This window comes from Citrobacter sp. CK194 (assembly GCF_030333395.1).
Classification (GTDB): Bacteria; Pseudomonadota; Gammaproteobacteria; order Enterobacterales; family Enterobacteriaceae; genus Citrobacter_B; species Citrobacter_B koseri.
Genome location: NZ_JAOWGA010000013.1, coordinates 325,600 through 350,608, shown reverse-complemented (window position 1 = coordinate 350,608; position 25,009 = coordinate 325,600). Strand labels below are relative to the sequence as shown.

Genomic DNA, 25,009 nt, shown 5'->3' with positions numbered 1-25,009 from the left:
AATTCCCTTGCGCAGCGATTATTTGTCTGCGGTCATCCATTCCGGCTTCTGGAAGGCGCTGTAAATATTCTTCGGATCGTCAATAACCGCACGGTAGGCCGGAGATTTCACCGCGTCGACAATATCTTTCGCGAACGGCTTGTCGGCATCTTCACTGCGTACGGCAATGATATTTTTCAGGTTTTCATCCAGTTGCTCTTGTTTTAGCGCGCTGGAAAGATCCAGCCCCGCCGCAACGGCGAAATTACCGTTAACCAGCGCGCCGGTCACGCCATCCAGCGTGCGCGGCAGCTGTGCCGCTTCCAGCGGTTTAAACACCAGCCCTTTCGGGTTGCTGGCGATATCACGCTCGGAGGCTTTCGTCGGGTCGATATTGTCTTTAATGGTGATAAGACCGATTGATTGCAGGAAACGCAGACCGCGCGCCAGATTGGTCGGGTCATTCGACAGGGTAATAATGTCCCCTTTCTTCAGCTCGTCCAGGCTGTTGACTTTACGGGAATAGAACCCCATTCCGGCCGTCGGCACGACGATCAGCTTCGTCAGTTTCAGCCCTTTATCGGCGGTGAATTTTTCAAAATAGAGCGTGTGCTGGAACAGGTTAGCGTCAATGCTGCCATTGGATAACGCCATGTTTGGCTGAACATAGTCGCTAAATTCGCGCACCACGACCTTGTAGCCTTTCTCTTTCAGCGTTGGCGCGATGGCCTGTTTGACCATATCGCCATACGGACCCGGCGCGACGCCGAATACAATAGTCTGTGGATCGTTATTAGCATGAGCAAATTGCAGGCCGCAGGCCAGCAAAAGCGCCCCGGCGGCAACGCGTAAACTCTGACGCAGTCCCATAATTTCTCCCTTTTAAATGTTGTGATGCAGTGCAGTACGCCGTGCGATGCGACGTTGTTCATTTGGGCCTGAATACAAGGCTATTTGTTAACATGACACAGTTCACAACCTGTTGTCCTTGAAATTATTTCATGATGTTGCAGAGTATGTCGTTGAAAGGGGATGGGCAGAAATGAAAAAGCCGGATAGCAGCATAAATGCCTTATCCGGCCTGGACGCTCTATTATTGCGCTGCACTCGTAGGCCCGATTAGCGCAAGCGCCATCGGGCATTCGGTTTGGCAGGCGTCAATGATTAGAAGTCGTAACGCAGACGAACCAGGTTCATATCGCCCAGATCGTCGGTGCTGGAGGTGAATACGTGTTCGTAATCCACGCGGAAACCATAATCCAGCTGGAAGCTAATACCGACGCCATTATCAATACGCTGGTAGTTACGGCCGTTCACATATTCAATACGGTCACCCATAAAGTACGGCTGAATAGATTTCACCGCATACTGGTTGATCGGGAATTTATAACCGGCAAAGTATTCAATACCCCATGCGTCGCCCGCAAAGTAGTCATGCGCGTCTACGCGTTTGGTGGTCATGAAGTTCTGATACCAGCCGCCGCCCAGCGCGAAGGTCCAGTTATCCGGCGTCCAGCTAAGCGCAGTACCAACGATATTTTGATCGTAGTCTTTACCGTCGCCGCCGTTACCTGGGCGCATTTCCGCACGCGTATAGTTCCACGCCGTACCCCAGGTCAGATCGTCCGTGATGTGGTAATCCGCACCCAGAGAACCGCCGCCTTTACGCTTGTAGCGCAGGCCGTTGTTCGGGTTGTAATCATCGCTGAACAGATAAGACGCGTAGAGATCGACGTCGCCGACTGTTTTCTTATACTTCAGGGATTTACGGGTACGGTAAGAACCGTCATAGTCGCCGTTGATACCGTTGCCTGGCGCCTGACCAATCATGTCATAGTCCCAGATATCGGTTTTCACGCCAACCACATCATAATAAACGCTGTTCTGTTGACCGAAAGTCAGCGTACCCCAGGTATCGCTTTTCAGACCGGTGTACAGCATACGACGAGTGGTGTCGTTCGCGCCGTCTGCGTAGTGATTATCCCAGTTGAACATCGCCGGGAAGTTAACGCCCAGCTCGTAGTAGCTGACCCAGCTAATGTCATCAAACAGATAGTAATCAGCCGCGAAACGGAAACGGGTGCCGCCATCGAAGCCATTACGTTTGTAACCATTTTTACCGTCGTCGCCAGCCATATTCTGGAACTGAGGACGAATACTGCCGCCAACGGTGAAGTTAAGACGGCTCAGCGGATTACCCGCCTGTGGATCTTGTTTCAGAACAGTGATTTCCGCCTGAGATGCGAAAGACGTTAATGCCACTGCCGCGCCGATCGATGCCGCCAGCGCTGTTTTTTTTATTGTCATTATATTTTCCTTGATAGATTTACCCGTCATTATTCGCACTGCTGGCAAAATACCGGCAACGTAAAAAACAACGGGCATAGCCCGCTAACTATTTAGCAATTAAATATTAACTGGTATTAATCCTGTCGTGTTGGCGGGTTTTTAATGTTTTGTGCTACTAAAAATCGAGGGGTTAACAATTCGTGCCACATAGGGAGTACACACCGGTATAAACACCGGTGCGTAATCATCACGTATATAAATTATATTATTAAAACTACACACCGGTATAAAAACCGGTGTGTGATCATCACATCTATAAATTAATTATTAAATTGGCGAAATAACTCTTTGCCTTTTAACAGACGCGCGCCGAGCCATCCGCCGCATAATGAAAGTAATAATGCGCCGCAGACGGGCAAAATAATCCACACGCGCCAGTCCGGTTCCCACGGAAAATCGAACACCTGACTTTGCAGCACCGCCAGCGCAGTTTCCGCGCCGATCGCCGCCACCAGCCCGGAGACCATACCCAGCATGGCAAATTCACACCAGAGCGTGGTGCGCAGAAGTTTTTTGCCCGCGCCTAAGGTGCGCCAGACCACCAGTTCCTGATGACGTTGACGCATTCCGACCTGAACCTGCGCCAGTAACAACAGCATGCCGCAGGCCGTGACCAGCACCACCATCACCTCCAGCGCCCGACTGACCTGCTCCAGCACCTGACCGACCTGTTTCAGGATCGCGCCGATATCCAGCAGGCTGATGGTCGGGAACTCGCGATTAAGCTGCGTCAGCATGCCGTTGCCATTTTCCCAACGGAAGCTGGTAAGCCAGCTCTGCGGCTGCCCGTCCAGCGCGCCGGAGGGGAAGATAAAGAAGAAGTTAGGCCGCAGACTTTCCCAGTCTACTTTGCGCAGGCTGCTGACCGTCGCGCTAAAGTCCTGGGTATCGCCCATAAAGGTCACGCGATCGCCGAGTTGTATATTCAGCCGCTTCGCCAGCCCTTCCTCTATCGAGACCTCTCCCGCTTTTGGCGGCCAGCTTCCGGCAGTAATCGGGTTATGATCCGGGCGCGTATCCTGCCACGTCAGATTCAGCTCACGGTTAAGCGCTTCGTCCTGATTTCCTTCGGTCGGCAGACCATTAATCTCCGTCAGTCGCGCCCGCACGATCGGGAAGAATGCCTCCGGGATCACCTGATGCTCAGACAGGAAGGCCTTCAGCGGCACCACCTGTTCAGAAGCGATATTGATGAGGAAATAGTTCGGACTTTCCGGCGGCAGTTGTTGTTGCCAGCGATCCAGCAGATCGCCGCGCAGCACCAGCAGAAGCGCCAGCAGCATAAAGGAGAGCGAAAAAGCCGAGAGCTGGCTTAACGTGGACCACGGCTGGCGCAGCAGTCGGCTTACGGCCAGGCGCAGAGGCAGCGATGTCAACGTCATACCGCGCAGCACGTTCAACAGCATCCAGCCCAGCACACCGCAAAGTAGCGCCAGCACCACCGCGCCGGCCAGCACCGCCCACAGCAACATGCTGCCGCCCATCAACCCCGCGAGCAGCGCGACGACAACAACCGTGACCACCGGAAGATACACCTTCAGCGGCCAGACACGCGCAACCACATCACGCCGCAGCACACGCAACGGCTGCGTCGCCAGCAGCAAACGATACGGACGCAGTCCAACCAGCAAAGAAATGATGATCATCGTTCCCAGCGCCCACAGCCACGGCCAGAGGCTGGCTGGCGGCAGAACGGCGGGTAACACCGGTTTAAGAAGCACCATCAGCACGTTCTCGAACAATAACCCAATGGCGCCTCCCGTCACGGCGGAAAGAGCCAGCAGCATCCCCCACTGCCCGACGATCAGCTTGCGCAGCTGCGCCCTGCCCGCCCCCAGCGTTTTGAGGATCGCAATCAGATCGTAGCGGCTGCGGCAGTAGTGGCTCATCGCCACCGCCACCGCCGCGACTGCTAACAGCAACGTTAACAGCGCCGACAGCAGCAGGAACTGCTGCGAGCGTTCAAGCGATTTGCCCAGCGCGCCTTCATCTTGTTCCAGTCCGTACCAGCGATGTTCAGGCTTAAGCTGCGGCAATAGCCACTTTTCATAGCCGTCCAGCTGCTGCGGCGTACCGCCAAACTTATAGCGCCACGTCACGCGACTTCCCGGCTGTACTGCGCCCGTTTTTTCAACATCCGCAATGTGCATCATCAGGCGTGGAGCCATCTGGAAAGGGTTAAACCCGGAATCCGGCTCCTGTACCACCTCGCCAGCAATACGCAGCGTGGCGTCACCGACGTCGATGCTGTCACCCGTTTTCAGGTTGAGGAGCGCCATCAGTCTTGGCGCCAGCAACACGGAACCCGGCTGCGGTTTTAACCCCGGCGGATTCGTTTGCAGCTCACCGTACATCGGATAAACGTCATCCACCGCTTTGACGCTGGCCAACTGCGGCGTATCGTCCGCGAAGGTCATGGTGGCGAAGGTCATCTGTTCGCCCACTTTCAGACCGCGTTTGCGCGCCTCATCGATCCACGCCAGCGGCACCTCGCGCGAACTGCGCAGCGCCCGGTCTCCGGCCATAAAATCACGGCTTTGCTGACTTAAACCCTTTTCCATGCGGTCGCTGATATTGCCCAGCGCCAGCACGCAGGCCACCGCCAGACTCAGCGCCAGCCAGACAATCAGTAAGGAAGGTGAGCGCCATTCGCGCCAGAACCAGCGTGCAATCATGCCTCCTCCTGCAACTGCCCATCCACCAGGCGTAATCGCCGGTCGCAACGCGCCGCCAGCTGCGGGTCATGCGTCACCAGAATCAGGGTGGTGCCATGTTCGCGATTAAGCGAAAACAGCAGGTCGGCGATTTTATCCCCGGTCTGCCGGTCAAGGTTTCCCGTCGGTTCATCGGCAAACAGCACGTCCGGCCGCCCGTTGAACGCTCTCGCCAGTGCCACACGCTGCTGCTCGCCGCCGGAAAGCTGGGCCGGAAGATGATCAAGACGTTTCCCCAGGCCTAACTGTTCCAGCAACGCTTTCGCGCCATCGCGGCTTTTCCCGCTGTTCTCTCCCCGCAGCAAGGCGGGCAGTTCAACGTTTTCCAGGGCATTCAGCGTGGGAATCAACATAAAAGACTGGAAAACAAAGCCGACATGCTGCGCGCGCAGCTGCGCCCGCGCCTCTTCATCCATCGTGTGCAGAGACTGCCCGACCAGATTCACCTCGCCGCTGCTGCCATCATCCAGCCCGGCCAGAATCGCCAGCAGCGTCGATTTCCCCGATCCTGACTCGCCGATCAGCGCAATGGTCTCGGCGCGTTTGACAACCAGTTCAACTCCGGTAAGGATGGAAAGCTCATGCTCACCCTGACCGACGGACTTCTTAAGACGATGAACTTCAACAATGTTTTCCGCTGGCATTTGCCCTTCCTGTTTCTGGTCCTGTTAACGTTCCGCGCCGCCGCAGCGGACACGTTATTAATTCTGGGTGACAGCCTGAGCGCCGGATACCGCATGTCCGCCAGCGCGGCCTGGCCTGCGCTGCTTAACGACAAATGGCAGGACAAAACGCCGGTCATCAATGCCAGCATTAGCGGCGACACCTCGCAGCAAGGCCTGGCGCGTCTGCCTGCGCTGCTGAAGCAGCATCAGCCCCGCTGGGTTCTGGTCGAGCTTGGCGGCAATGACGGCCTGCGCGGTTTTCAACCTCAGCAAACCGAGCAAACCCTGCGTAAAATTCTGCTGGATGTGAAGGCCGCAAACGCCGAGCCGTTGCTCATGCAAATTCGTCTGCCCGCAAACTATGGTCGCCGTTATAATGAAACCTTTAGCGCCATCTACCCACGGCTTGCTAAAGAGTTTGATATTCCGCTTCTGCCCTTTTTTATGGAAGAGGTTTATCTGAAACCACAATGGATGCAGGACGACGGTATTCATCCTAATCGCGACGCCCAGCCGTTTATTGCCGACTGGATGGCGCAACAACTAACCCCATTAGTTAACCACGACTCGTAAATCAACGGAGATCCTGACAGGTAAAGTTATGCAAAAATCGGTCTTAATTACAGGATGTTCCAGCGGAATCGGTCTGGAAAGCGCTCTTGAACTGAAACGTCAGGGTTTTCAAATTCTGGCAGGTTGCCGTAAACCCGATGACGTCACGCGGATGAACAGCATGGGATTCACCGGCGTGCTGATCGACCTCGACTCGCCGGAAAGCGTGGATCGCGCCGCAGACGACGTGATCGCCCTGACCGATAATCGTTTATATGGGATCTTTAACAATGCCGGATACGGCGTGTATGGCCCGCTTACCACTATCAGCCGCGCGCAGATGGAGCAGCAGTTTTCCGCCAATTTCTTTGGCGCGCACCAGCTCACTATGCGCCTGCTCCCTGCTATGCTGCCGTACGGCGAAGGGCGCATTGTGATGACCTCATCCGTGATGGGGCTGATCTCCACGCCAGGGCGCGGCGCCTATGCCGCCAGCAAATATGCGCTGGAAGCCTGGTCCGATGCGCTGCGCATGGAGCTGCGCCACACGGGTATTAAGGTCAGCCTGATCGAACCCGGCCCGATTCGTACCCGGTTTACCGATAACGTCAGCCAGACCCAGAGCGACAAACCGGTAGAAAATCCGGGGATTGCCGCGCGTTTTACGCTCGGGCCAGAAGCCGTTGTCGCTAAAGTCCGCCATGCTTTTGAGAGCGACAAACCGAAATTACGCTACCCGGTTACGATGGTGACGTGGGCGATCACGCTGCTGAAGCGCGTGCTGCCGGGACGCGCGATGGACAAAATTTTGCAGGGTTGAGTTGAAGCACGCGCGTCAGCCCCCATGTAAAAGAGAACCAGACATAAAGAGAGTGACTCCATGTCCGTACAAAATATTGTCAATATTAACGAATCTAACCTGCAACAGACCCTCGAACAGTCGATGACCACCCCGGTTCTGTTCTATTTTTGGTCTGAACGCAGCCAGCATTGTCTGCAACTGACGCCGGTGCTGGAAAGCCTTGCCGCACAGTACAACGGCCAGTTTATCCTCGCGAAGCTCGACTGCGACGCCGAGCAGATGATCGCCTCCCAGTTTGGCTTGCGCGCTATTCCTACCGTGTATCTGTTCCAGAACGGTCAGCCGGTCGACGGCTTCCAGGGGCCGCAGCCGGAAGAAGCGATTCGCGCGCTGCTCGACAAAGTGCTGCCGCGTGAAGAAGAGCTGAAAGCGCAGCAGGCGATGCAACTGATGCAGGAAGGCAACTACATTGAAGCGCTGCCGCTGCTGAAAGACGCCTGGCAGCTCTCTCATCAGAACGGCGAGATCGGCCTGCTGCTGGCGGAAACCCAGATTGCCCTCAACCGTACGGAAGACGCCGAAGCCGTGCTGAAAACCATTCCGTTACAGGATCAGGACACCCGCTATCAGGGCCTGGTCGCGCAGATTGATTTACTGAAACAGGCGGCCGACACCCCGGAAATCCAGCAACTGCAACAGCAGGTTGCGGACAATCCAGAAGATGCGGCGCTGGCGGCGCAACTGGCGCTGCAACTGCATCAGGTCGGGCGTAACGAAGAGGCGCTGGAGTTATTGTTCAGCCATTTGAAGAAAGATCTCGCCGCCGCAGACGGTCAGGCGCGGAAAACGTTCCAGGAGATCCTCGCCGCGTTAGGCACCGGCGATGCGCTGGCGTCGAAATTCCGCCGCCAGCTGTACGCGCTGTTGTACTAATCCGCTACATTTTGCCCGATGGCGCTACGCTTATCGGGCCTACAAACGCTAAAAATACCGATCCCTCCGGCATCACATCTTCTTTAAATGCGTCACCACCAGTTGGTGGCGCGAATTATAGAATTTCCGGTAGGTTAAATAGCAGGCGATAATGGTCGACAGGCTTGCTGTGGATAGCAGCATAAAAGTCACCATTATCTGATACTTAATCGCTTTTACCGGATCGATACCGGCAAAAATCAACCCGGACATCATCCCCGGTAAGCTCACCAGCCCAACCGTTTTTGCCGAATCAATGGTCGGGATCAGCGACGCGCGAATACTGTCGCGAATAAGCCCCGCAGACGCCGTTTTCGGCGTTGCGCCCAGACTGAGCTTCTCCTGAATTTGCTGCTGCTCGCTGCTGAATCGCTGGCCCAGATTGTTGTAGCACAGCCCTACCGCCACCATCGCGTTACCCGCAATCATGCCGGAAATCGGGATCACCTGCATCGGCGTAAACTCGATAGATCCTGACAATACCAGTACCGCCAGCGTCAGCCCCGCTCCGGTCGTAATCGCAATAAACGACGAGGTAAACGCTTTATCAATATATTTACTGCGTTTTTGCGCGTTATACGCCGCGTTAAAACAGATAAACAGCACCATCAATAATGTCAGGATGGCGTGATTGACGCCAAAAATGTATTTCAGAACATAGCCGACGATAACAAGCTGGATTACCGCCCGGGCAACGCTCCAGAGAATATCTTTTTCCAGCGCCAGTTTCTCTTTGTGGCTAATCAGAATAGCCACAACCACCAGCATCATCGATAACGCCAGCGACTCATTCGTTATATTATGCTCGTTCATAGGTAGCTTCCTGCATTTCTCCGGCATGAGGCTGAAGCGTAATCACATTATCCGCATGATTAATTTCATCTTTATCGTGCGTTACCCACAGCACGGCAATATTTTTATCGCGAACATAGCGATGAATAATGTCATTCACATTCTCTTTATTGCGCTCATCCAGCGCACTGGTGATCTCATCCAGCAGCAGAACCTGCGGCAGAAACTGTAAATTACGGATCAATGAGATACGTTGTTTTTCCCCGCCGGAAAGCGCCGTAATGTTTTTCTGTAAAATGGTTTCCGGTAGCTCAAACTGCGCCAGATCGGCGAGAAAAGCCTTCGGTTCCGGCGTTTTGTTGCGGATCTGCCAGGGGAAAATCAGGTTGTCATACACCGTATCGCCAAACAGCACTGGCGTCTGGGCGCAATAAGAGACCTGCTGGCGGTAAGTTTCGGGCTTAAGCGTGGCAATCTCTTCGCCTTCAAACAGGATATCCCCCGTATCCGGGCTGATTAATGACGCCACAATCTTTAGCAATGTGCTTTTACCGCACCCGGATGGGCCGGTAATCAGTTTAAATTCCCCGGCATTCAGCATGAAACTGATGTTATTGAGAATTTTTGTGGCGCCAGCCTGGTATCCCACCTTTCTTAGCTGGAGCAAAGGGCTGCTCTCTTTCATCTCACATCCATTTTTCACATCTTTAAAGTAAACAGTGTATCCCTGTAATTTATAAGAGGGGAACTCACTTTGATTAATCGGGTATAATTTGATTAAACAGACCGCAAAGACCGTTTTTTTACATGGACAGCACGACAGGAGGTTTATCAATGCTTATTTTTATCCCTATTCTCATTTTCGTGGCGTTGGTGATAGTCGGCGCAGGCGTCAAAATTGTCCCACAGGGATACCAGTGGACCGTGGAGCGTTTTGGCCGTTACACCAAAACCCTGCAACCAGGCCTGAGCCTGGTGGTGCCGTTTATGGACAGAATTGGTCGCAAGATCAATATGATGGAACAGGTACTCGATATCCCGTCGCAGGAGGTTATCTCAAAAGATAACGCCAACGTCACCATTGACGCGGTGTGCTTTATTCAGGTTATCGACGCTCCGCGCGCGGCCTATGAAGTCAGCAATCTTGAGCTGGCCATTATCAACCTCACCATGACCAACATCCGTACCGTACTGGGGTCAATGGAGCTGGATGAAATGCTTTCCCAGCGCGACAGCATCAACACGCGCCTGTTGCACATTGTCGATGAGGCCACCAATCCCTGGGGCGTCAAGGTTACGCGTATTGAGATCCGCGATGTTCGTCCACCGGCGGAATTGATTTCATCCATGAACGCCCAGATGAAAGCGGAACGTACCAAACGCGCCTACATTCTGGAGGCGGAAGGGGTGCGCCAGGCTGAAATTCTGAAAGCTGAGGGTGAAAAACAGTCGCAGATCCTGAAAGCGGAAGGCGAACGCCAGTCTGCCTTCTTACAGGCTGAAGCGCGTGAACGTTCCGCCGAAGCGGAAGCCCGCGCCACCCAGATGGTCTCTGAAGCGATCGCCGCCGGGGATATTCAGGCGGTGAACTACTTCGTGGCGCAGAAATACACCGAAGCGTTGCAGCAGATTGGTTCGTCGGGCAACAGTAAGGTTGTCATGATGCCGCTGGACGCCAGCAGTCTGATGGGCTCCATTGCCGGGATCACCGAACTTATCAAGGACAGCACCAGCGAACGGAACAAATCATGATAGCGATGATTCTGGTTCACCCGCATATTTTCTGGCTGAGTCTTGGTGGGCTACTGCTGGCCGCCGAGATGCTGGGAGGGAACGGCTACCTGCTGTGGAGCGGTGTCGCCGCCGTGATTACTGGCCTGGTGGTCTGGCTGGTGCCGCTCGGCTGGGAGTGGCAAGGCGTTATGTTCGCCGTATTGACGCTGCTGGCGGCCTGGCTGTGGTGGAAGTGGCTGGCACGGCGCGTGCGTGAGCAAAAACCGGCTGACAGTCACCTTAATCAACGCGGGAAACAGCTGGTAGGCCACCGCTTTATTCTGGAAACCGCGCTGGTCAACGGACGCGGCCACATGCGCGTCGGCGACAGCTCCTGGCCCGTCAGCGCCGACGCGGATCTGAGCGCCGGAACGCAGGTGGAGGTGATTGCCATCGAAGGGATAACGTTGCGCATTAGGGCCGTGTGATCAACGGTGGGCTTTACCTTTGTGATGACAGCAGCCGGAAAGATTATCAATGATCGGGCAATCGGCGCTGTCATCACCCGGGCATGACTCCGCCAGGGCCAGTAATTGCGTGCGCATAGCCTGCAATTCGCTGATATGGCGTTCAATCTCAGCGACCTTTTCCAGCGTGCGTTTTTTCACATCTGCGCTATGGCGCCCCGGATCGTTAAACAAATTCACCAGTTCACCGCACTCTTCCAGGTTAAAACCGACCTGACGCGCCTGACGCAACAGCGTTAACTCGTTTAAATGCTGCTGGCTGTAAGTGCGGTATCCGTTTTCACTGCGCAGCGGCGGCGTCACCAGCCCTTTCTCTTCATAAAATCGAATGGCCTTGCTGGTTAAGCCTGTTTTTTTCGCAACATCGCTAATATTCACATCTCCCCCCGCAGAGCATGTTGATGCCGAAGCTCATTATAACCCACATCGCCCCCATGCTATCACGGGGTGGAATGCCCCTGGCGCCTGTGCAATAAATCCTTATCAATCCTACTGTTATGTGCGATCTCGCTCACACTTATGGCTGTCTTGCTTGCAACATATTGATACAGATCAAAGGTGTATTAATTATACACCTTTCAACCTTGAACTTGTGGATACATCTTCTATATAAACACGAATGATAATGATGATCATTTACATACTCATAAAGGTTCTCACATGTTGCCACGGATTAGCCAACGGCCATTTATTCTTTCGGCCCTGACATTATGCGTTTCAGGTGCTGTTTCAGCAGCCACGACAACTACAGCACAACATCATAAAGTATCGGATGACGACACGTTAATCGTCACCGCTAACCGCTCAGAAAGTAGCCTTTGGGAAAGCCCGGCCACGATTCAGGTTATCGACCGCCAGGCCATACAGAATTCCACCAGCGTGTCGATTGCGGACGACCTACAGGACATCCCCGGCGTTGAGGTTACTGATAACTCTCTGGCAGGACGCAAACAGATCCGCATTCGCGGCGAAGCCTCTTCACGCGTATTAATTTTGATTGACGGCCAGGTCGTCAGCTATCAGCGCGCCGGGCAAAACTACGGCGCCGGCTTGCTCATTGATGAATCGTCGCTTGAGCGTATTGAAATCGTTAAAGGCCCCTACTCGGTGCTCTATGGCTCGCAGGCCATTGGCGGCGTGGTGAACTTTATTACGAAAAAAGGCGGCGATAAGCCGCTTGGCGGAAGCGTCAAAGCCGTTTACAACTCCGCGACCGCAGGCTGGGAGGAGTCGGCCGCCGCCTGGGGCAGCATCGGCAACTTTGACTACCGCATTAACGGCAGTTATTCCGATCAGGGCAACCGCGACACGCCTGACGGCAGATTGCCCAACACCAATTTCCGCAACAACAGCCAGGGCGTCTGGCTTGGCTACAATCTCGATCGCCATAAATTTGGACTATCACTCGATCGCTACAAAACGTCTACCCAAACCTGGATTAGCGATGCGGATAACCAGTATGACGAATTCAGCGTCCGTATTCCGAAACTGGAACGCGAAAAGGTCGGCGTTTTCTATGACTATGATGCCGATGGCGATTACCTGAAAAAAATCCACCTCGACGCTTACAGCCAGACCATTGAGCGTAAATTTGAGAATCGGGTAAAAACCACCCAGGTCATCCCAAGCCCGATGATTCAGGCGCTGACAGTCAGCAATCAGACCAACACCAATGATAAACAGTACACGCAGGGTGTGACGTTACAGAGCAACTTCTCACTGCCAGCGAACAACGAGCTGGTTATCGGGACGCAGTATCAGCACGACAAAGTGAAGCAGGACACCAATAGCAGCACGCGTCAGACAGCGGCAACCGGCGTCTTCGATATCCAGACCAATACCCTGTCACATATTGAGGCTGAACAAGGTAACGCCTCAATATTTGCGCAAAACGACTGGCGTTTTGCCGATGACTGGACCTGGACCGTCGGCGCACGTCAGTACTGGCTCTCTTCTAAACTGAACCGTAGCGACAGTCTGAGCGGCACAACCTGGCAGTCATCCGGTGGAAAGTCAGCGCATGACGATGAGTTAGTCACCTCAACCAGCCTGCGTTACTCCGGTTTTGATAATCTTGAGCTACGCGCAGCCTATGCTCAGGGATATGTCTTCCCGACGCTGGTTCAGTTGTTTATGCAAACGTCTGCGGGCGGCAGAATCACCTATGGCAATCCTGACCTGAAGGCTGAGCACTCCAATAACTATGAACTGGGTGCGCGTTACAAAGGCAATATGTGGCTGATTGACGGGGCGATTTACTACTCCGAAGCCAAAGACTATATCGCCAGTCTCGCCTGTTCAGGGCAAGCAATTTGTAATGGCAGCAGCACCTCATCCTACTACTACGACAACATTGACCGCGCCAAAACCTGGGGGATGGAGCTGACGGCGGAATACAACGCCTGGGCCGTATCACCTTATCTGAGCGGCAACCTGATTCGTCGTCAGTATGAAGGCGACGTGCAGAAAACCTGGGATACCGGCGAACCGATGCTGACAGGCCGCGCAGGTCTGAAACACACGCTGCTGCTCAATGCCGCGAATATCACTTCCGATCTCTTCATCCGTGCGGCATCCAGCGCCAAAGACAACACGGGAGAGACTGAAATTCGCTATCCGGGCTGGGCGACGCTTAACCTCGCCTTTAATACTGAGTTTGGTCCGCAGGATCAGTATCAGGTCAATCTGGCGCTGAACAACCTGACCGATAAACGTTACCAGACCGCTCATGAATCCATTCCAGCGGCGGGCTTTAACGCGGCGATTGGTTTTGCGTGGAATTTCTGACGATGAAGAGACTTGTCATTGGCTTGCTGGCGCTGGTTAGCGCCTTCAGCGTGCAGGCGGCCGAACGACTGGTGGTGGCGGGCGGTTCTCTCAGCGAGCTTATTTTTGCAATGGGCATCGGCGATCGCGTTGTCGGGGTGGATGAAACCACCTCTTATCCCCCCGAAACCGCTGCACTGCCGCATATTGGCTACTGGAAGCAACTGAACAGTGAGGGCATTTTATCGCTGCGCCCGGACAGCTTTATCACCTGGCAGGACGCGGGCCCTCATATTGTGCTGGAGCAGTTGCGCACCCAGAAAGTCAACGTTGTCACCCTGCCGCGCGTTCCGGCCACCGTTGACCAGATGTATGCCAATATTCATGCCCTGGCGAACACGCTCCAGGTTCCTGAACAGGGCGACGCGCTGGTTAACCGCATTCGCCAGCGGCTGGATCGTGTGCAGGACAGCGTGAAGGCGAAAGGCGCGCCGGTTAAGGCGATGTTTATTCTTTCTGCGGGGGGCAGCGCCCCGCAGATCGCCGGTAAGGGCAGCGTCGCTGACGCGATTCTGACCCTCGCTGGCGCGCAGAATGTCGCCCAGCATGCGCAATATAAAAGTTACAGCGCGGAATCGCTGATTGCGGCAAACCCGCAGGTGATTGTTGTGACATCACAGATGGTCGAGGGCGACATCAATCGCCTGCGCGCCATTGCCGGTATCACCCATACCTCCGCCTGGAAAAATCAGCGGATCGTCGCCATTGATCAGGCGTTGATTCTGGGGATGGGTCCCCGCGTCGCTGACGCCGTTGAAACTCTGCACCAGCAACTCTGGCCTCATTAAATGGATTTGGCATTACAATTATGAATACTCAACACACGCTGGATCTCACTCCACATTTCGCGCTGGAGGGGAACCAGCCCTTTAAGGATCGTCGGGCCACGATGCCGTGGCGTGGTGCGATTCCTGTTGCAAAAGAGCAATTGTCGCAAACCTGGCAGAACGTCATCAGCCAGACCGTTCCACCGCGCAAAAGACTGGTGTATTTACATATCCCTTTTTGCGCAACCCACTGTACTTTCTGCGGTTTTTATCAGAACCGCTTTGAAGAGGATCACTGCGCACGCTATACCGACGCTCTGCTACGTGAAATAGAGATGGAAGCCGACAGCACGCTGCACCAGTCAGCGCCCATTCATGCGGTGTATTTCGGCGGCGGAACGCCATCTGCGCTGTCGGCCAGGGATCTGGCCAGGATCATCACCACGCTGCGTGAAAAACTGCCGCTGGCGCCGGATTGCGAAATCACTATCGAAGGTCGGGTGCTCAACTTTGATGATGCCCGTGTTGATGCCTGTCTTGATGCGGGCGCCAATCGGTTTTCTATCGGCATTCAGTCTTTCAACAGCAAGATCCGCAAGAAAATGGCGCGCACCTCGGACGGCCCAACCGCCATCGCCTTTATGAACGGCCTGGTGCGGCGGGATCGCGCCGCCGTGGTGTGCGATCTGCTGTTCGGCCTGCCCGGTCAGGATGCCACCCTGTGGGGCGAAGATCTGGCGATAGCCCGCGATATCGGGCTGGATGGGATCGATCTGTATGCGCTGAATTTGCTTCCCAATACGCCGCTCGGTAAAGCGGTTGAAAGTGGCCGGACGACCGTTCCTTCCCCCTCAGCGCGTCGCGACCTCTACCTTCAGGGCTGCGATTTTATGGATAGCGCGGGCTGGCGTTGCATCAGCAACAGCCACTGGGCGCGTACCACCCGAGAACGCAACCTGTACAACCTGCTGATCAAGCAAGGCGCTGACTGCCTCGCCTTCGGCTCCGGCGCAGGCGGTTCGGTCAACGGCTACTCCTGGATGGTGGAGAGAAACCTTTCCACCTGGCATGAAACTATCGCCGCCGGGAAAAAGCCGTTAATGATGATGATGCGTACCGCCGAACGCGGCTTTCAGTGGCGCCATACGTTACAGGCGGGGATTGAAACGGCGCGCGTACCGCTTGATGAGCTGACGCCTCACGCGGAGCAACTGATTCCGTTACTGACCCAATGGCACAACGCGGGGCTGACCCGCGATGCGTCAACCTGCCTGCGTCTGACCAACGAAGGACGCTTCTGGGCAAGCAATATTTTGCAGTCTCTTGACGAGCTGATTCAGGAAATTAACGCACCGCGCATCGCGGTAGATAAACCATAAAAGGAGTAACTTATGAGCCATGTCTCTTTACAGGATTTTTTGCGCACTGAGCCGGACGGAACGCTGGAAGCGATCGCCGCACAGTACAACACCACGCTTTTAGACGTAGTCAAAAACCTGCCCTCTCATACCCTGGTCAGCGGCGATAAATTCGATACCGTCTGGGACACCGTCAGCGAATGGGGCAAAGTCACAACCCTGGTGCACACCGCCGATGTCATTCTCGAATTTACCGGTGAACTGCCCTCCGGCTTCCATCGTCACGGTTATTTCAATCTGCGCGGTAAAAAAGGCATGACCGGCCATATCAAAGCGGAAAACTGCACGCACATCGCCTTAGTGGAACGCAAGTTTATGGGCATGGACACTGCGTCTATTCTGTTCCTCAACCAGGCGGGCAGCGCCATGTTTAAAGTCTTCCTCGGTCGCGACGAGCATCGTCAGCTACTGGGCGAACAGGTTGACGCCTTCCGCACACTGGCCTCCTCTCTGAAGGAAAACGCCTGATGACGCCGTGGTTACTTTTCGGTGCCGGCGGTACAGGCGTGGGTGCCAGAACGCTTGAACTCGCGCTGGCGCAACAGCGCCCGGTCGTTGCCGTGATTCGTCACCCGGAAACCGCGGCCCTTTTGCAAAGCAAAGGCGTTCAGGTATTTATTGGCGATGCCTGCGACGCAAGCGTCGTGTCCTGCGCCTGCCATGCCGCAGGGCCGGAGGCGCTTGTCATTTCATCAATGGGGGGAAACCAGGATTATCTGGCGCACAGAACCGTTATTGATGAAGCCGAAAAAGTGGGCATCAAACGCATGATTCTGGTGACGTCGCTGGGATGCGGCGACAGTTGGGCATTTTTATCCCCTCGCGCGAAAGCCGCATTCGGCCAGGCCGTGCGGGAAAAAACGCTGGCGGAAAGTTGGCTGCAAACCAGTCAGCTGGATTATGCCATCCTGCGGCCAGGCGGTTTACTGAATGGCGATGCGACAGGTAAAGCGCAGCGCTACCAGGGACAGGAGTGCCACGGGTTTGTGATGCGTGCGGATGTCGCCGCCCATATTCATGAACTGGCCTGCGCGCCTGCGCTTAACAATCAGATCTACAGTCTGGTTGAGCCTGAACTAAAGCCGGTGTGATCCCCTCGCGGCGCGGACATCCGCGCCGCAATGACGTTATGGAGATTCGAGTGTTCAAGGATTCACTCTCTTCCCTCAGTGTATTGACGGGGCTTTCACTCTTGCTGATCGCACTGGTGCTGTTCGGCGCCAGCCAGGGGGCGCTGAACATCAGCTTCAGCGCGCTGTTTAACCAAGAGTACCGGGATATCTGGCTGAACATCCGTTTGCCCCGCGTTCTGTTGGCCGTGCTGGTTGGCGGCGCGCTGGCGACGGCGGGCGTGATCATGCAGGGACTTTTTCGCAACCCGATGGCCGATCCGGGGTTGCTCGGCGTCAGCAGCGGCTCTGCGTTAATGGTCGGCGTCGCGATCGTTTTCCCTCTTTCGTTGCCCTTCGTTCTGGCGCTCTATGAACAGATGATCTTTGCCGTCGCAGGCAGCGTGGTGGTCTGCGCGGTTATTTTTCTGATCAGCCTGCGCCACGCTCACGGCGGCATGATGCAACTGCTGCTGGCCGGGATTGCGATTAATGCGCTGTGCGGGGCGGCTATCGGCATACTGAGCTATGTTGGCGACGAACAGCAATTACGTCAGTTGACGCTATGGATGATGGGCAGCCTCGGTCAGGCGCAGTGGCCGACGCTACTGGTGGCCAGTTCGTTCGCACTGCCCGCCATCGCCGCCACCGCCTGTCTTTCCGGGACGCTGAACCTGCTGCAATTAGGGGATGAAGAGGCGCACTATTTGGGGGTAAACGTAAAGCGTAAACGTCAGCAGCTGTTGTTGCTCAGTTCCCTGCTGGTGGGCGCTGCCGTTTCGGTAAGCGGCGTAATTGGCTTTATCGGTCTGGTGGTTCCCCATTTAATTCGCATGATCATCGGCGCAGACCATCGCTGGCTCATTCCCTGCTCTACACTTGCAGGGGCATGTTTGCTCCTGGTTGCCGACACGCTGGCACGCACGCTGGTACAGCCTGCGGAGATGCCGGTCGGCCTTCTGACCAGCCTGATTGGCGGCCCCTGGTTCCTGTGGCTCATTCTGAACAGCCGGAGGGTGGTATGATTGATGCCCAAAATCTGGTTTACAGCATTCATGGACGCCGTTTAACGGACAATGTTTCGCTGACTCTGCCTGGTGGTGAAATCGTCGCTATTTTAGGGCCGAATGGCGCCGGGAAATCCACGCTGCTGCGCCAGCTTACCGGGTATCTGAAGCCCGACTCTGGTCGCTGTACGCTTCTGGGCAAGCCGCTGACCGAATGGCCGCTGACGGAACTGGCGAAGACCCGCGCGGTAATGCGCCAGAACAGCCACATGGCGTTTCCGTTCAGCGTTCGGGAAGTCATTCGCATGGGCAGGCATCCTCATCGGACGCATAATCCACGCGATGAAACCGAGCACATCATGGCGTTGTGCGATTGCAGCCAGCTGGCCTCGCGTGATTACCGGCAGTTGTCAGGCGGCGAACAGCAGCGGGTACAGCTGGCGCGCCTGCTGGTTCAGCTCTGGGAACCCGAGCCCTCGCCCAAATGGCTGTTTCTGGATGAACCCACCTCCGCGCTGGATATTCACCACCAGCAGCATCTTTTCCGTCTGCTGCGCCAACTGGTGCGTGAACGGCAGTTCAACGTCTGCTGCGTGCTGCACGATCTCAATCTTGCCGCACGCTATGCCGACCGGGTGGTGCTGATGGCAAACGGCCGCCTTATTGATAACGGCAGGCCGCAGGAGGTGCTGAAACAACAGGCGCTGAAAACGCTTTACGGCGCGGATATCACGGTTTTAAACGAACCGGGAAATCACACTCCGTTCATCGTTCTGGATCACTGACTTAGCGGGAGCGTCAGCCGTGGCGCTCCCGTTTTTACAGAAATGTTTCCCTGCTTAATAAAACTCGCTTGACCTTCCCCTTGATGGAAGGTTTACCCTTTATCACAGTCAGTTAATCCTGTCATAAAGGAGTGTGTTATGTCTCAAACTATCGACCTGACCCTGGACGGTCTGTCCTGTGGCCACTGCGTCAAACGCGTGAAAGAAAGTCTTGAACAACGTCCTGACGTTGAACAGGCAGACGTCACGGTAACTGAAGCGCACGTTACCGGCAGCGCCAGTGCCGAAGCGCTTATTGAAACCATTAAACAAGCCGGTTACGGCGCGGAGTTAAGCCACCCAAAGGCTAAACCGCTGGCGGAGTCATCAATCCCGTCGGAAGCACTGACAGCGGTTCCCCCTGAGCTTCCGGCAGCGACGGCCGATGATGATGAAAGCCAACAGCTGCTGTTAAGCGGCATGAGCTGCGCCAGCTGTGTTTCCCGGGTGCAAAACGCGTTGCAAAGCGTACCGGGCGTCACACAGGCACGGGTAAACCTGGCGGAACGCACTGCGCTGGTAATGGGCAGCGCGTCCGCCGCAGATTTAGTGCAGGCGGTAGAGAAAGCAGGCTACGGCGCAGAAGCGATCGAAGATGACGTTAAACGCCGCGAACGCCAGCAGGAAACCGCACTCGCTACCATGAAACGCTTCCGCTGGCAGGCGATTGTCGCGCTGCTGGTCGGCGTGCCGGTGATGGTCTGGGGGATGCTCGGCGACAACATGATGGTCACTGCCGATAACCGCAGCCTGTGGCTGGCAATCGGCCTGGCGACCCTTGCCGTGATGGTTTTTGCGGGCGGACACTTCTACCGCAGCGCATGGAAAAGCCTGATGAACGGCACCGCCACGATGGATACGCTGGTGGCGCTCGGCACCGGGGTGGCCTGGCTCTACTCGATGAGCGTCAACCTGTGGCCGCAGTGGTTCCCGATGGAAGCGCGCCATCTCTATTATGAAGCCAGTGCGATGATCATCGGTCTGATCAACCTCGGACACATGCTGGAAGCCCGCGCGCGTCAGCGCTCTTCTAAAGCGCTGGAAAAATTGCTCGACTTAACCCCGCCGACGGCGCGCGTGGTCACTGATGACGGTGAAAAAAGCGTACCTCTGGCGGATGTACAGCCGGGCATGTTGCTGCGTCTGACCACCGGCGACCGTGTGCCGGTAGACGGAGAAATCACTCAGGGCGAAGCCTGGCTGGATGAAGCGATGCTCACTGGCGAACCGATCCCGCAGCAGAAAGGCGAAGGCGACAGCGTTCATGCCGGAACCGTGGTGCAGGACGGCAGCGTGCTGTTTCGCGCAAGCGCAGTCGGCAGCCATACCACCCTGTCGCGCATTATTCGCATGGTGCGCCAGGCACAGAGCAGCAAACCGGAAATCGGTCAGCTTGCCGATAAAATCTCCTCGGTGTTCGTGCCAGTCGTGGTGGTGATTGCCCTGGTGAGCGCAGGTATCTGGTATGTCTTTGGGCCGGCGCCGCAAATTGTTTACACGCTGGTGATCGCCACCACCGTCCTGATTATCGCCTGTCCGTGTGCGTTGGGCCTGGCGACACCGATGTCGATTATCTCTGGCGTCGGACGCGCCGCTGAATTTGGCGTCCTGGTACGCGATGCCGACGCGCTGCAACGCGCCAGCACGCTGGACACCGTGATATTTGATAAAACCGGTACGCTGACGGAAGGTAAACCGCAGGTCGTCGCCATCAGGACATTTGGCGATACCGATGAGGCGAACGCCTTACGTCTGGCGGCCGCGCTGGAACAAGGCTCCAGCCACCCGCTGGCGCACGCTATCCTGGAAAAAGCCGCCGACGCCACCCTGCCTCAGGTGAATAACTTTCGGACGCTACGTGGCTTAGGCGTTAGCGGCGAAGCGGACGGGCATACGTTGCTGTTAGGCAATCAGGCGCTGCTGAATGAACAACAGGTTGTCACGACCGCAATGGACGCTGAAATTTCAGCGCAGGCTTTTCAGGGGGCAACGCCCGTATTGTTGGCGATTGACGGAAAAGCTGCGGCGCTGCTGGCGATCCGCGATCCGCTGCGCAGCGACAGCGTCGCAGCGCTTCAGCGCCTGCACCGCGCCGGGTATCGTCTGGTGATGTTAACCGGGGATAACCCGACCACCGCCAACGCCATTGCCAAAGAAGCCGGGATTGATGAGGTGATCGCGGGCGTGCTGCCGGACGGTAAAGCCGATGCGATTAAGCGTCTGCAAAGTCAGGGGCGTCAGGTCGCAATGGTCGGCGATGGCATCAACGACGCACCGGCGCTGGCGCAGGCGGATGTCGGCATCGCTATGGGCGGCGGCAGCGACGTGGCGATTGAAACTGCGGCGATAACCCTGATGCGCCATAGCCTGATGGGCGTAGCTGACGCGCTGGCCATCTCACGGGCGACCCTGCGAAACATGAAGCAGAACCTGCTCGGCGCGTTTATCTATAACAGCATCGGCATCCCCGTTGCCGCCGGGATTCTGTGGCCGTTCACCGGCACGCTGCTTAACCCGGTTGTGGCAGGCGCGGCAATGGCGCTTTCCTCAATTACCGTGGTGAGCAACGCCAACCGGTTGTTGCGCTTTAAACCAAAAGAATAAGGCGCCTGCGCTAACGCTTATCCGGCCTACGCAGCACTCTCATCGTAGGCCGGATAAGACGCTTTTGCGTCGCCATCCGGCATTTCACGCATTGCACCTTCCAGAGCCACACGCTAGCATGGTTTTCCACTAAGGGAGGGCGTATGGATCTGTTATACCGGGTAAAAGCGTTATGGGCTGCACTGCGCGGCAACCATTATACCTGGCCTGCCATCGACATCATGTTACCCGGCGATCGCTGTTTTCATCTTGTGGGCAGTATTCACATGGGAACGCGCGATATGGCCCCCCTTCCGGCAAAACTGCTTAAAAAGCTCAGGCAGGCGGACGCGCTGATTGTTGAAGCCGATGTTTCAGGCAACGATTCGCCTTTTACCGACCTGCCTGCCTTTGCCGACCTGGATGAGCGAATTAGCGACGAGTTACGTCAGCGCCTGCATAAAATCACCCATGAACTGGGCATTTCCCCTTCTCTCTTTTCGACCCAGCCGTTATGGCAAATCGCCATGATATTGCAGGCGACTCAGGCGCAACAACTGGGGCTGCGACCGGAATACGGTATTGATTACCAGTTGCTGAAAACGGCAAAACAGGCGCAAAAACCGATCATCGAACTGGAAGGCGCTTCCAGCCAGATCGATCTGCTGTGCCAGCTCCCTGATAACGGACTGGCGCTACTGGATGATACCCTGACGCACTGGCATACCAACGCCAGACTGCTGCAACAGATGATGAGCTGGTGGCTGAAATCGCCCCCGCAGAATAATGCTATTTCGTTGCCGAATACCTTCAGTCAGTCGCTGTATGATGTGCTGATGCATCAGCGAAATGTCGCCTGGCGGGAGCGTCTGCATGCCATGCCGCCGGGTCGGTACGTCGTGGCGGTCGGCGCGCTTCATCTTTACGGGGAAGGCAATTTGCCTGCGCTAATGCGTTAAAAAAATGGCCAATATTTCTATTGGCCCGTCAAAGAGGAATTTCATCGTTATTATTATGCCAGGACGTAGCGCCCTGGTTATGTCGATTGTCGCTCAAAGTCACCATCCTGCCAATACTATTGCGCAAGATGGTACTATTTTTTAGACCACCATCAGGCGTATGCTTTAAGGGTATTTTGTCTGGGCCAGGAATAATTGCTATGACACCCGCCGTAAAATTACTCGAAAAAAACAACATTACTTTTCAGATCCACGCCTACGATCACGATCCGTCAGAAACCAATTTTGGCGATGAAGTGGTGCGCAAATTAGGCCTGAATCCTGATCAGGTTTACAAGACGCTGCTGGTTGCCGTAAACGGCGATATGAAGCACCTGGCGGTCGCGGTAACGCCCGTTGCCGGACAGCTGGATCTGAAAAAAGTAGCGAAAGCGCTGGGGGCTAAAAAGGTCGATATGGCCGATCCGATGGTCGCCCAACGGACGACAGGTTATCTGGTTGGCGGCATCAGCCCGCTGGGGCAGAAAAAACGGCTGCCGACGCTGATTGACGCACCGGCCCAAACGTTCGCCACCATTTATGTTTCCGGCGGCAAACGCGGGCTGGACATCGAGCTGGCGGCGGGCGATTTAGCCAAAATTCTGGATGCGAAATTCGCCGATATCGCTCGCCGGGATTAAGCGATTTTAGAATGATTGCCTGATGGCGCTACGCTTATCAGGCCTACAAACCGCATTGACCCGTACCGGCACTACGCCCTGTTACTGCCAGCTGACTTCGCCCTTCGGCTCATACGCGCTGGCATCCAGCGGTGAGTTCTTCTGCACGTACTCTTTCAGCACTTCCGCATCAATAAACCCGGTATTCACGTATCCCGGTTTATTATCAATTTGCGGATACCCGTCGCCGCCCGTCGCATTGAAGCTCAGCGTCGCCATACGGTAGGTTTTCGCCGGGTCAACAGGCTCGCCTTTAATTTTCAGGTCATGAAGTTTGCCGTCTTTCGCCACAAAACTGACGTTCGCAAACTGCGGATACGCCCCGGAATCCGGCTTCATCTGCGCGACGGCGGTCAGGTAATCAATCACCTCTTTACCGCTCATGTCGGCATAGACCACAACGTTGCCAAACGGCTGCACCTTGAGCACGCTTTTATAGGTAATGTTGCCGCCTTCAATGGAGTCGCGAATCCCCCCGCCGCTCATCACGCCGAAATCGGCGCTGGTGCGCGCGATTTGCGCGGCCAGAATCAGATGGCCCATATTAGTCTGCACAAAGCGAACTTTGTTGCGATCCCCTTCAAGACGACCATTGACGCTGCCAATCTTCACGTCCAGTTGTGCTTTACCTTTGTTCTGGAATGGCGTCAGAAGCGAGAGCATTTGCTGATTTTCTGAAATTTCCGGGGTGTAAAGTACGCGCTCACTTTTCCCGTTATCCCAGGTGACTTTCTTCTTCAGGTTTACCGGAATGAGCTGATAGTTGACCATTTTCATCTCGCCGTTACGGAACTCAAAGTCCGCGCGGCCAACGTATTTCCCCCACTCATGCGCCTGCACAATCCAGATGCCGTTCTGCTTATCCGGCGCGCAAGGCGTACCCGGCACATAATCAACCTGCTTTTTGTTTTCGGACGCCATGCACACCGGGTCCTGTGAGTGACCACCCACAATCATCGCCAACGAGCCTTTTGGCAGACTACGCGCCATTTCAACATCGCCCGGCGCGTTCGAACCGTGATCGCCGTTGTCATAGTGCCCCATGTGGGTAGTGGCGATAATGATGTCCGGCTTTTCATTCACTTGCAGTTCCTGAATCACCACCTTCGCTTCTTCAGCCGGTTTACGGAACTCGATATCGGTGAAGAATTCCGGGTTACCGATCTTCGCGGTGTCGTCCGTCGTCAATCCGAGGACGGCGATTTTCAGATCCTGGCGTTTAAAAATAGCCCAGGGCTTGAACAGGCGTTCTCCGGTACTCTTTTGGTAGATATTGGCGGAGAGGAAGGGGAATTTGGCCCACTTTTCCTGCTGACGCAGCACGCTAAGCGGATTATCAAACTCATGATTACCGACGGCCATCGCATCGTAGCCAATCAGGTTCATACCACGAAAGTCAGGTTCCGCGTCCTGCAAGTCGGATTCCGGTACGCCAGTGTTAATGTCGCCGCCGGAAAGCAGCAGCACGCTGCCGCCTTCAGCCGCGACCTCTTTGCGAATGCCGTCCACCAGCGTTTTTTGCGCCGATAAACCGTACTCGCCGTATTCGCTGCGCCAGAAATGGCCGTGGTGATCGTTAGTATGCAGGATGGTGATTTTATAGGTTTTATCTTTTTCATAAGCCTGAACAGGCTGGCTTGCCAGCGTAAACGCGGCAAACAATGCCAGCGCCACACCCCGTTTCAAAAATTTCATGCTTCTCTCCCTGACTCAATATCAACCGCTGAAATTA

Annotated in this window: 23 protein-coding genes; 15 read left to right on the top strand and 8 right to left on the bottom strand. The window is 55.4% G+C overall.

Annotated elements, in window-relative coordinates:
- Window positions 1-18: 18 nt before the first annotated feature.
- The 4 genes from OGX80_RS04425 to ybbA all read right to left on the bottom strand — a co-directional run bounded on the left by OGX80_RS04425 (window position 19) and on the right by ybbA (window position 5,686).
- Window positions 19-849 carry a MetQ/NlpA family ABC transporter substrate-binding protein gene (locus tag OGX80_RS04425; protein WP_115181886.1) on the bottom strand — a complete coding sequence of 277 codons (831 nt, stop codon included), beginning with the start codon at window positions 847-849 and terminating at the stop codon, window positions 19-21.
- Between the two features lie 294 nt (window positions 850-1,143).
- The gene (locus OGX80_RS04420) at window positions 1,144-2,286 is read right to left on the bottom strand and encodes a porin (RefSeq protein WP_024130578.1); all 1,143 of its coding nucleotides are present in this window, start codon (window positions 2,284-2,286) and stop codon (window positions 1,144-1,146) included.
- Between the two features lie 302 nt (window positions 2,287-2,588).
- On the bottom strand, window positions 2,589-5,003 hold the full coding sequence (gene ybbP, locus OGX80_RS04415; RefSeq protein ID WP_115181887.1) for a putative ABC transporter permease subunit YbbP: 2,415 nt from the start codon (window positions 5,001-5,003) through the stop codon (window positions 2,589-2,591).
- Window positions 5,000-5,686 (bottom strand): putative ABC transporter ATP-binding protein YbbA, encoded by a 687-nt coding sequence (gene ybbA / locus OGX80_RS04410; protein WP_012133471.1) that lies wholly within the window; start codon window positions 5,684-5,686, stop codon window positions 5,000-5,002. Before ybbA ends, ybbP begins: the two co-directional genes overlap by 4 nt.
- Between ybbA and tesA the strand changes: the two genes are divergently transcribed.
- Genes tesA through OGX80_RS04395 form a run of 3 tightly spaced genes read left to right on the top strand, consistent with a single transcriptional unit; the run spans window position 5,657 to window position 7,994 of the window.
- The gene (gene tesA / locus OGX80_RS04405) at window positions 5,657-6,280 is read left to right on the top strand and encodes a multifunctional acyl-CoA thioesterase I/protease I/lysophospholipase L1 (protein ID WP_024130579.1); all 624 of its coding nucleotides are present in this window, start codon (window positions 5,657-5,659) and stop codon (window positions 6,278-6,280) included. The two genes, ybbA and tesA, sit on opposite strands and share 30 nt — an antisense overlap.
- 28 nt (window positions 6,281-6,308) lie before the next feature.
- Entirely contained in the window at window positions 6,309-7,079 is a 771-nt protein-coding gene (locus OGX80_RS04400) for an SDR family oxidoreductase (protein ID WP_101743903.1), read from the top strand.
- A 60-nt stretch (window positions 7,080-7,139) separates the two neighbouring features.
- Window positions 7,140-7,994 (top strand): co-chaperone YbbN, encoded by an 855-nt coding sequence (locus tag OGX80_RS04395; protein WP_058668720.1) that lies wholly within the window; start codon window positions 7,140-7,142, stop codon window positions 7,992-7,994.
- A 72-nt stretch (window positions 7,995-8,066) separates the two neighbouring features.
- On the opposite strand, the gene fetB is transcribed toward OGX80_RS04395, so the two are convergent.
- Both fetB and fetA read right to left on the bottom strand, forming a co-directional pair.
- A complete protein-coding gene (gene fetB, locus OGX80_RS04390; RefSeq protein WP_047458353.1) occupies window positions 8,067-8,846 on the bottom strand; it encodes an iron efflux ABC transporter permease subunit FetB in 780 nt (259 codons plus the stop codon).
- A complete protein-coding gene (gene fetA / locus OGX80_RS04385; protein WP_047458355.1) occupies window positions 8,833-9,510 on the bottom strand; it encodes an iron efflux ABC transporter ATP-binding subunit FetA in 678 nt (225 codons plus the stop codon). The genes fetB and fetA overlap by 14 nt, the downstream gene beginning before the upstream one ends.
- A gap of 149 nt (window positions 9,511-9,659) precedes the next feature.
- Between fetA and OGX80_RS04380 the strand changes: the two genes are divergently transcribed.
- Entirely contained in the window at window positions 9,660-10,577 is a 918-nt protein-coding gene (locus OGX80_RS04380; RefSeq protein ID WP_012133477.1) for an SPFH domain-containing protein, read from the top strand.
- Window positions 10,574-11,026, top strand: coding sequence for an NfeD family protein (locus OGX80_RS04375; protein WP_012133478.1), 453 nt, complete (start codon window positions 10,574-10,576; stop codon window positions 11,024-11,026). Before OGX80_RS04380 ends, OGX80_RS04375 begins: the two co-directional genes overlap by 4 nt.
- On the opposite strand, the gene cueR is transcribed toward OGX80_RS04375, so the two are convergent.
- On the bottom strand, window positions 11,027-11,443 hold the full coding sequence (cueR, locus tag OGX80_RS04370) for a Cu(I)-responsive transcriptional regulator (RefSeq protein ID WP_110494574.1): 417 nt from the start codon (window positions 11,441-11,443) through the stop codon (window positions 11,027-11,029).
- A 282-nt stretch (window positions 11,444-11,725) separates the two neighbouring features.
- Between cueR and OGX80_RS04365 the strand changes: the two genes are divergently transcribed.
- The 10 genes from OGX80_RS04365 to ybaK all read left to right on the top strand — a co-directional run bounded on the left by OGX80_RS04365 (window position 11,726) and on the right by ybaK (window position 23,238).
- A complete protein-coding gene (locus OGX80_RS04365; RefSeq protein WP_012133480.1) occupies window positions 11,726-13,852 on the top strand; it encodes a TonB-dependent receptor in 2,127 nt (708 codons plus the stop codon).
- Between the two features lie 2 nt (window positions 13,853-13,854).
- Window positions 13,855-14,679, top strand: a complete 825-nt coding sequence (locus OGX80_RS04360; RefSeq protein ID WP_012133481.1) for a heme/hemin ABC transporter substrate-binding protein — start codon at window positions 13,855-13,857, stop codon at window positions 14,677-14,679.
- A 20-nt stretch (window positions 14,680-14,699) separates the two neighbouring features.
- Entirely contained in the window at window positions 14,700-16,037 is a 1,338-nt protein-coding gene (gene hutW, locus OGX80_RS04355) for a heme anaerobic degradation radical SAM methyltransferase ChuW/HutW (RefSeq protein ID WP_115181888.1), read from the top strand.
- Window positions 16,038-16,049: 12 nt separating this feature from the next.
- A complete protein-coding gene (hutX, locus tag OGX80_RS04350; RefSeq protein WP_012133483.1) occupies window positions 16,050-16,544 on the top strand; it encodes a heme utilization cystosolic carrier protein HutX in 495 nt (164 codons plus the stop codon).
- Window positions 16,544-17,167 (top strand): anaerobilin reductase, encoded by a 624-nt coding sequence (gene chuY, locus OGX80_RS04345; protein ID WP_012133484.1) that lies wholly within the window; start codon window positions 16,544-16,546, stop codon window positions 17,165-17,167. The genes hutX and chuY overlap by 1 nt, the downstream gene beginning before the upstream one ends.
- Window positions 17,168-17,217: 50 nt before the next feature.
- On the top strand, window positions 17,218-18,210 hold the full coding sequence (locus OGX80_RS04340) for a FecCD family ABC transporter permease (protein WP_115181889.1): 993 nt from the start codon (window positions 17,218-17,220) through the stop codon (window positions 18,208-18,210).
- Entirely contained in the window at window positions 18,207-18,977 is a 771-nt protein-coding gene (locus tag OGX80_RS04335; RefSeq protein WP_115181890.1) for a heme ABC transporter ATP-binding protein, read from the top strand. Before OGX80_RS04340 ends, OGX80_RS04335 begins: the two co-directional genes overlap by 4 nt.
- A gap of 138 nt (window positions 18,978-19,115) precedes the next feature.
- Window positions 19,116-21,620, top strand: coding sequence for a copper-exporting P-type ATPase CopA (gene copA / locus OGX80_RS04330; RefSeq protein ID WP_115181891.1), 2,505 nt, complete (start codon window positions 19,116-19,118; stop codon window positions 21,618-21,620).
- A 143-nt stretch (window positions 21,621-21,763) separates the two neighbouring features.
- Window positions 21,764-22,558, top strand: coding sequence for a TraB/GumN family protein (locus OGX80_RS04325; protein ID WP_047458383.1), 795 nt, complete (start codon window positions 21,764-21,766; stop codon window positions 22,556-22,558).
- Between the two features lie 200 nt (window positions 22,559-22,758).
- Entirely contained in the window at window positions 22,759-23,238 is a 480-nt protein-coding gene (ybaK, locus tag OGX80_RS04320; protein ID WP_012133493.1) for a Cys-tRNA(Pro)/Cys-tRNA(Cys) deacylase YbaK, read from the top strand.
- 81 nt (window positions 23,239-23,319) lie between these two features.
- On the opposite strand, the gene ushA is transcribed toward ybaK, so the two are convergent.
- Complete coding sequence (gene ushA / locus OGX80_RS04315; protein WP_115181892.1) at window positions 23,320-24,972, bottom strand: bifunctional UDP-sugar hydrolase/5'-nucleotidase UshA; 1,653 nt, start codon at window positions 24,970-24,972, stop codon at window positions 23,320-23,322.
- Window positions 24,973-25,009 lie beyond the last annotated feature (37 nt).

Excerpts from the sequence above, each read along its gene's own strand:
- OGX80_RS04325 (WP_047458383.1), top strand. The coding sequence starts at position 21,764 with ATGGATCTGTTATACCGGGTAAAAGCGTTATGGGCTGCACTGCGCGGC.
- OGX80_RS04360 (WP_012133481.1), top strand. The coding sequence starts at position 13,855 with ATGAAGAGACTTGTCATTGGCTTGCTGGCGCTGGTTAGCGCCTTCAGC.
- copA (WP_115181891.1), top strand. The coding sequence starts at position 19,116 with ATGTCTCAAACTATCGACCTGACCCTGGACGGTCTGTCCTGTGGCCAC.
- OGX80_RS04365 (WP_012133480.1), top strand. The coding sequence starts at position 11,726 with ATGTTGCCACGGATTAGCCAACGGCCATTTATTCTTTCGGCCCTGACA.
- fetA (WP_047458355.1), bottom strand. The coding sequence starts at position 9,510 with ATGAAAGAGAGCAGCCCTTTGCTCCAGCTAAGAAAGGTGGGATACCAG.
- tesA (WP_024130579.1), top strand. The coding sequence starts at position 5,657 with ATGAACTTCAACAATGTTTTCCGCTGGCATTTGCCCTTCCTGTTTCTG.
- OGX80_RS04335 (WP_115181890.1), top strand. The coding sequence starts at position 18,207 with ATGATTGATGCCCAAAATCTGGTTTACAGCATTCATGGACGCCGTTTA.
- chuY (WP_012133484.1), top strand. The coding sequence starts at position 16,544 with ATGACGCCGTGGTTACTTTTCGGTGCCGGCGGTACAGGCGTGGGTGCC.
- ybbA (WP_012133471.1), bottom strand. The coding sequence starts at position 5,686 with ATGCCAGCGGAAAACATTGTTGAAGTTCATCGTCTTAAGAAGTCCGTC.
- OGX80_RS04375 (WP_012133478.1), top strand. The coding sequence starts at position 10,574 with ATGATAGCGATGATTCTGGTTCACCCGCATATTTTCTGGCTGAGTCTT.
- OGX80_RS04400 (WP_101743903.1), top strand. The coding sequence starts at position 6,309 with ATGCAAAAATCGGTCTTAATTACAGGATGTTCCAGCGGAATCGGTCTG.
- OGX80_RS04380 (WP_012133477.1), top strand. The coding sequence starts at position 9,660 with ATGCTTATTTTTATCCCTATTCTCATTTTCGTGGCGTTGGTGATAGTC.
- ushA (WP_115181892.1), bottom strand. The coding sequence starts at position 24,972 with ATGAAATTTTTGAAACGGGGTGTGGCGCTGGCATTGTTTGCCGCGTTT.
- fetB (WP_047458353.1), bottom strand. The coding sequence starts at position 8,846 with ATGAACGAGCATAATATAACGAATGAGTCGCTGGCGTTATCGATGATG.
- hutW (WP_115181888.1), top strand. The coding sequence starts at position 14,700 with ATGAATACTCAACACACGCTGGATCTCACTCCACATTTCGCGCTGGAG.
- hutX (WP_012133483.1), top strand. The coding sequence starts at position 16,050 with ATGAGCCATGTCTCTTTACAGGATTTTTTGCGCACTGAGCCGGACGGA.
- OGX80_RS04395 (WP_058668720.1), top strand. The coding sequence starts at position 7,140 with ATGTCCGTACAAAATATTGTCAATATTAACGAATCTAACCTGCAACAG.
- OGX80_RS04425 (WP_115181886.1), bottom strand. The coding sequence starts at position 849 with ATGGGACTGCGTCAGAGTTTACGCGTTGCCGCCGGGGCGCTTTTGCTG.
- ybaK (WP_012133493.1), top strand. The coding sequence starts at position 22,759 with ATGACACCCGCCGTAAAATTACTCGAAAAAAACAACATTACTTTTCAG.
- OGX80_RS04420 (WP_024130578.1), bottom strand. The coding sequence starts at position 2,286 with ATGACAATAAAAAAAACAGCGCTGGCGGCATCGATCGGCGCGGCAGTG.
- ybbP (WP_115181887.1), bottom strand. The coding sequence starts at position 5,003 with ATGATTGCACGCTGGTTCTGGCGCGAATGGCGCTCACCTTCCTTACTG.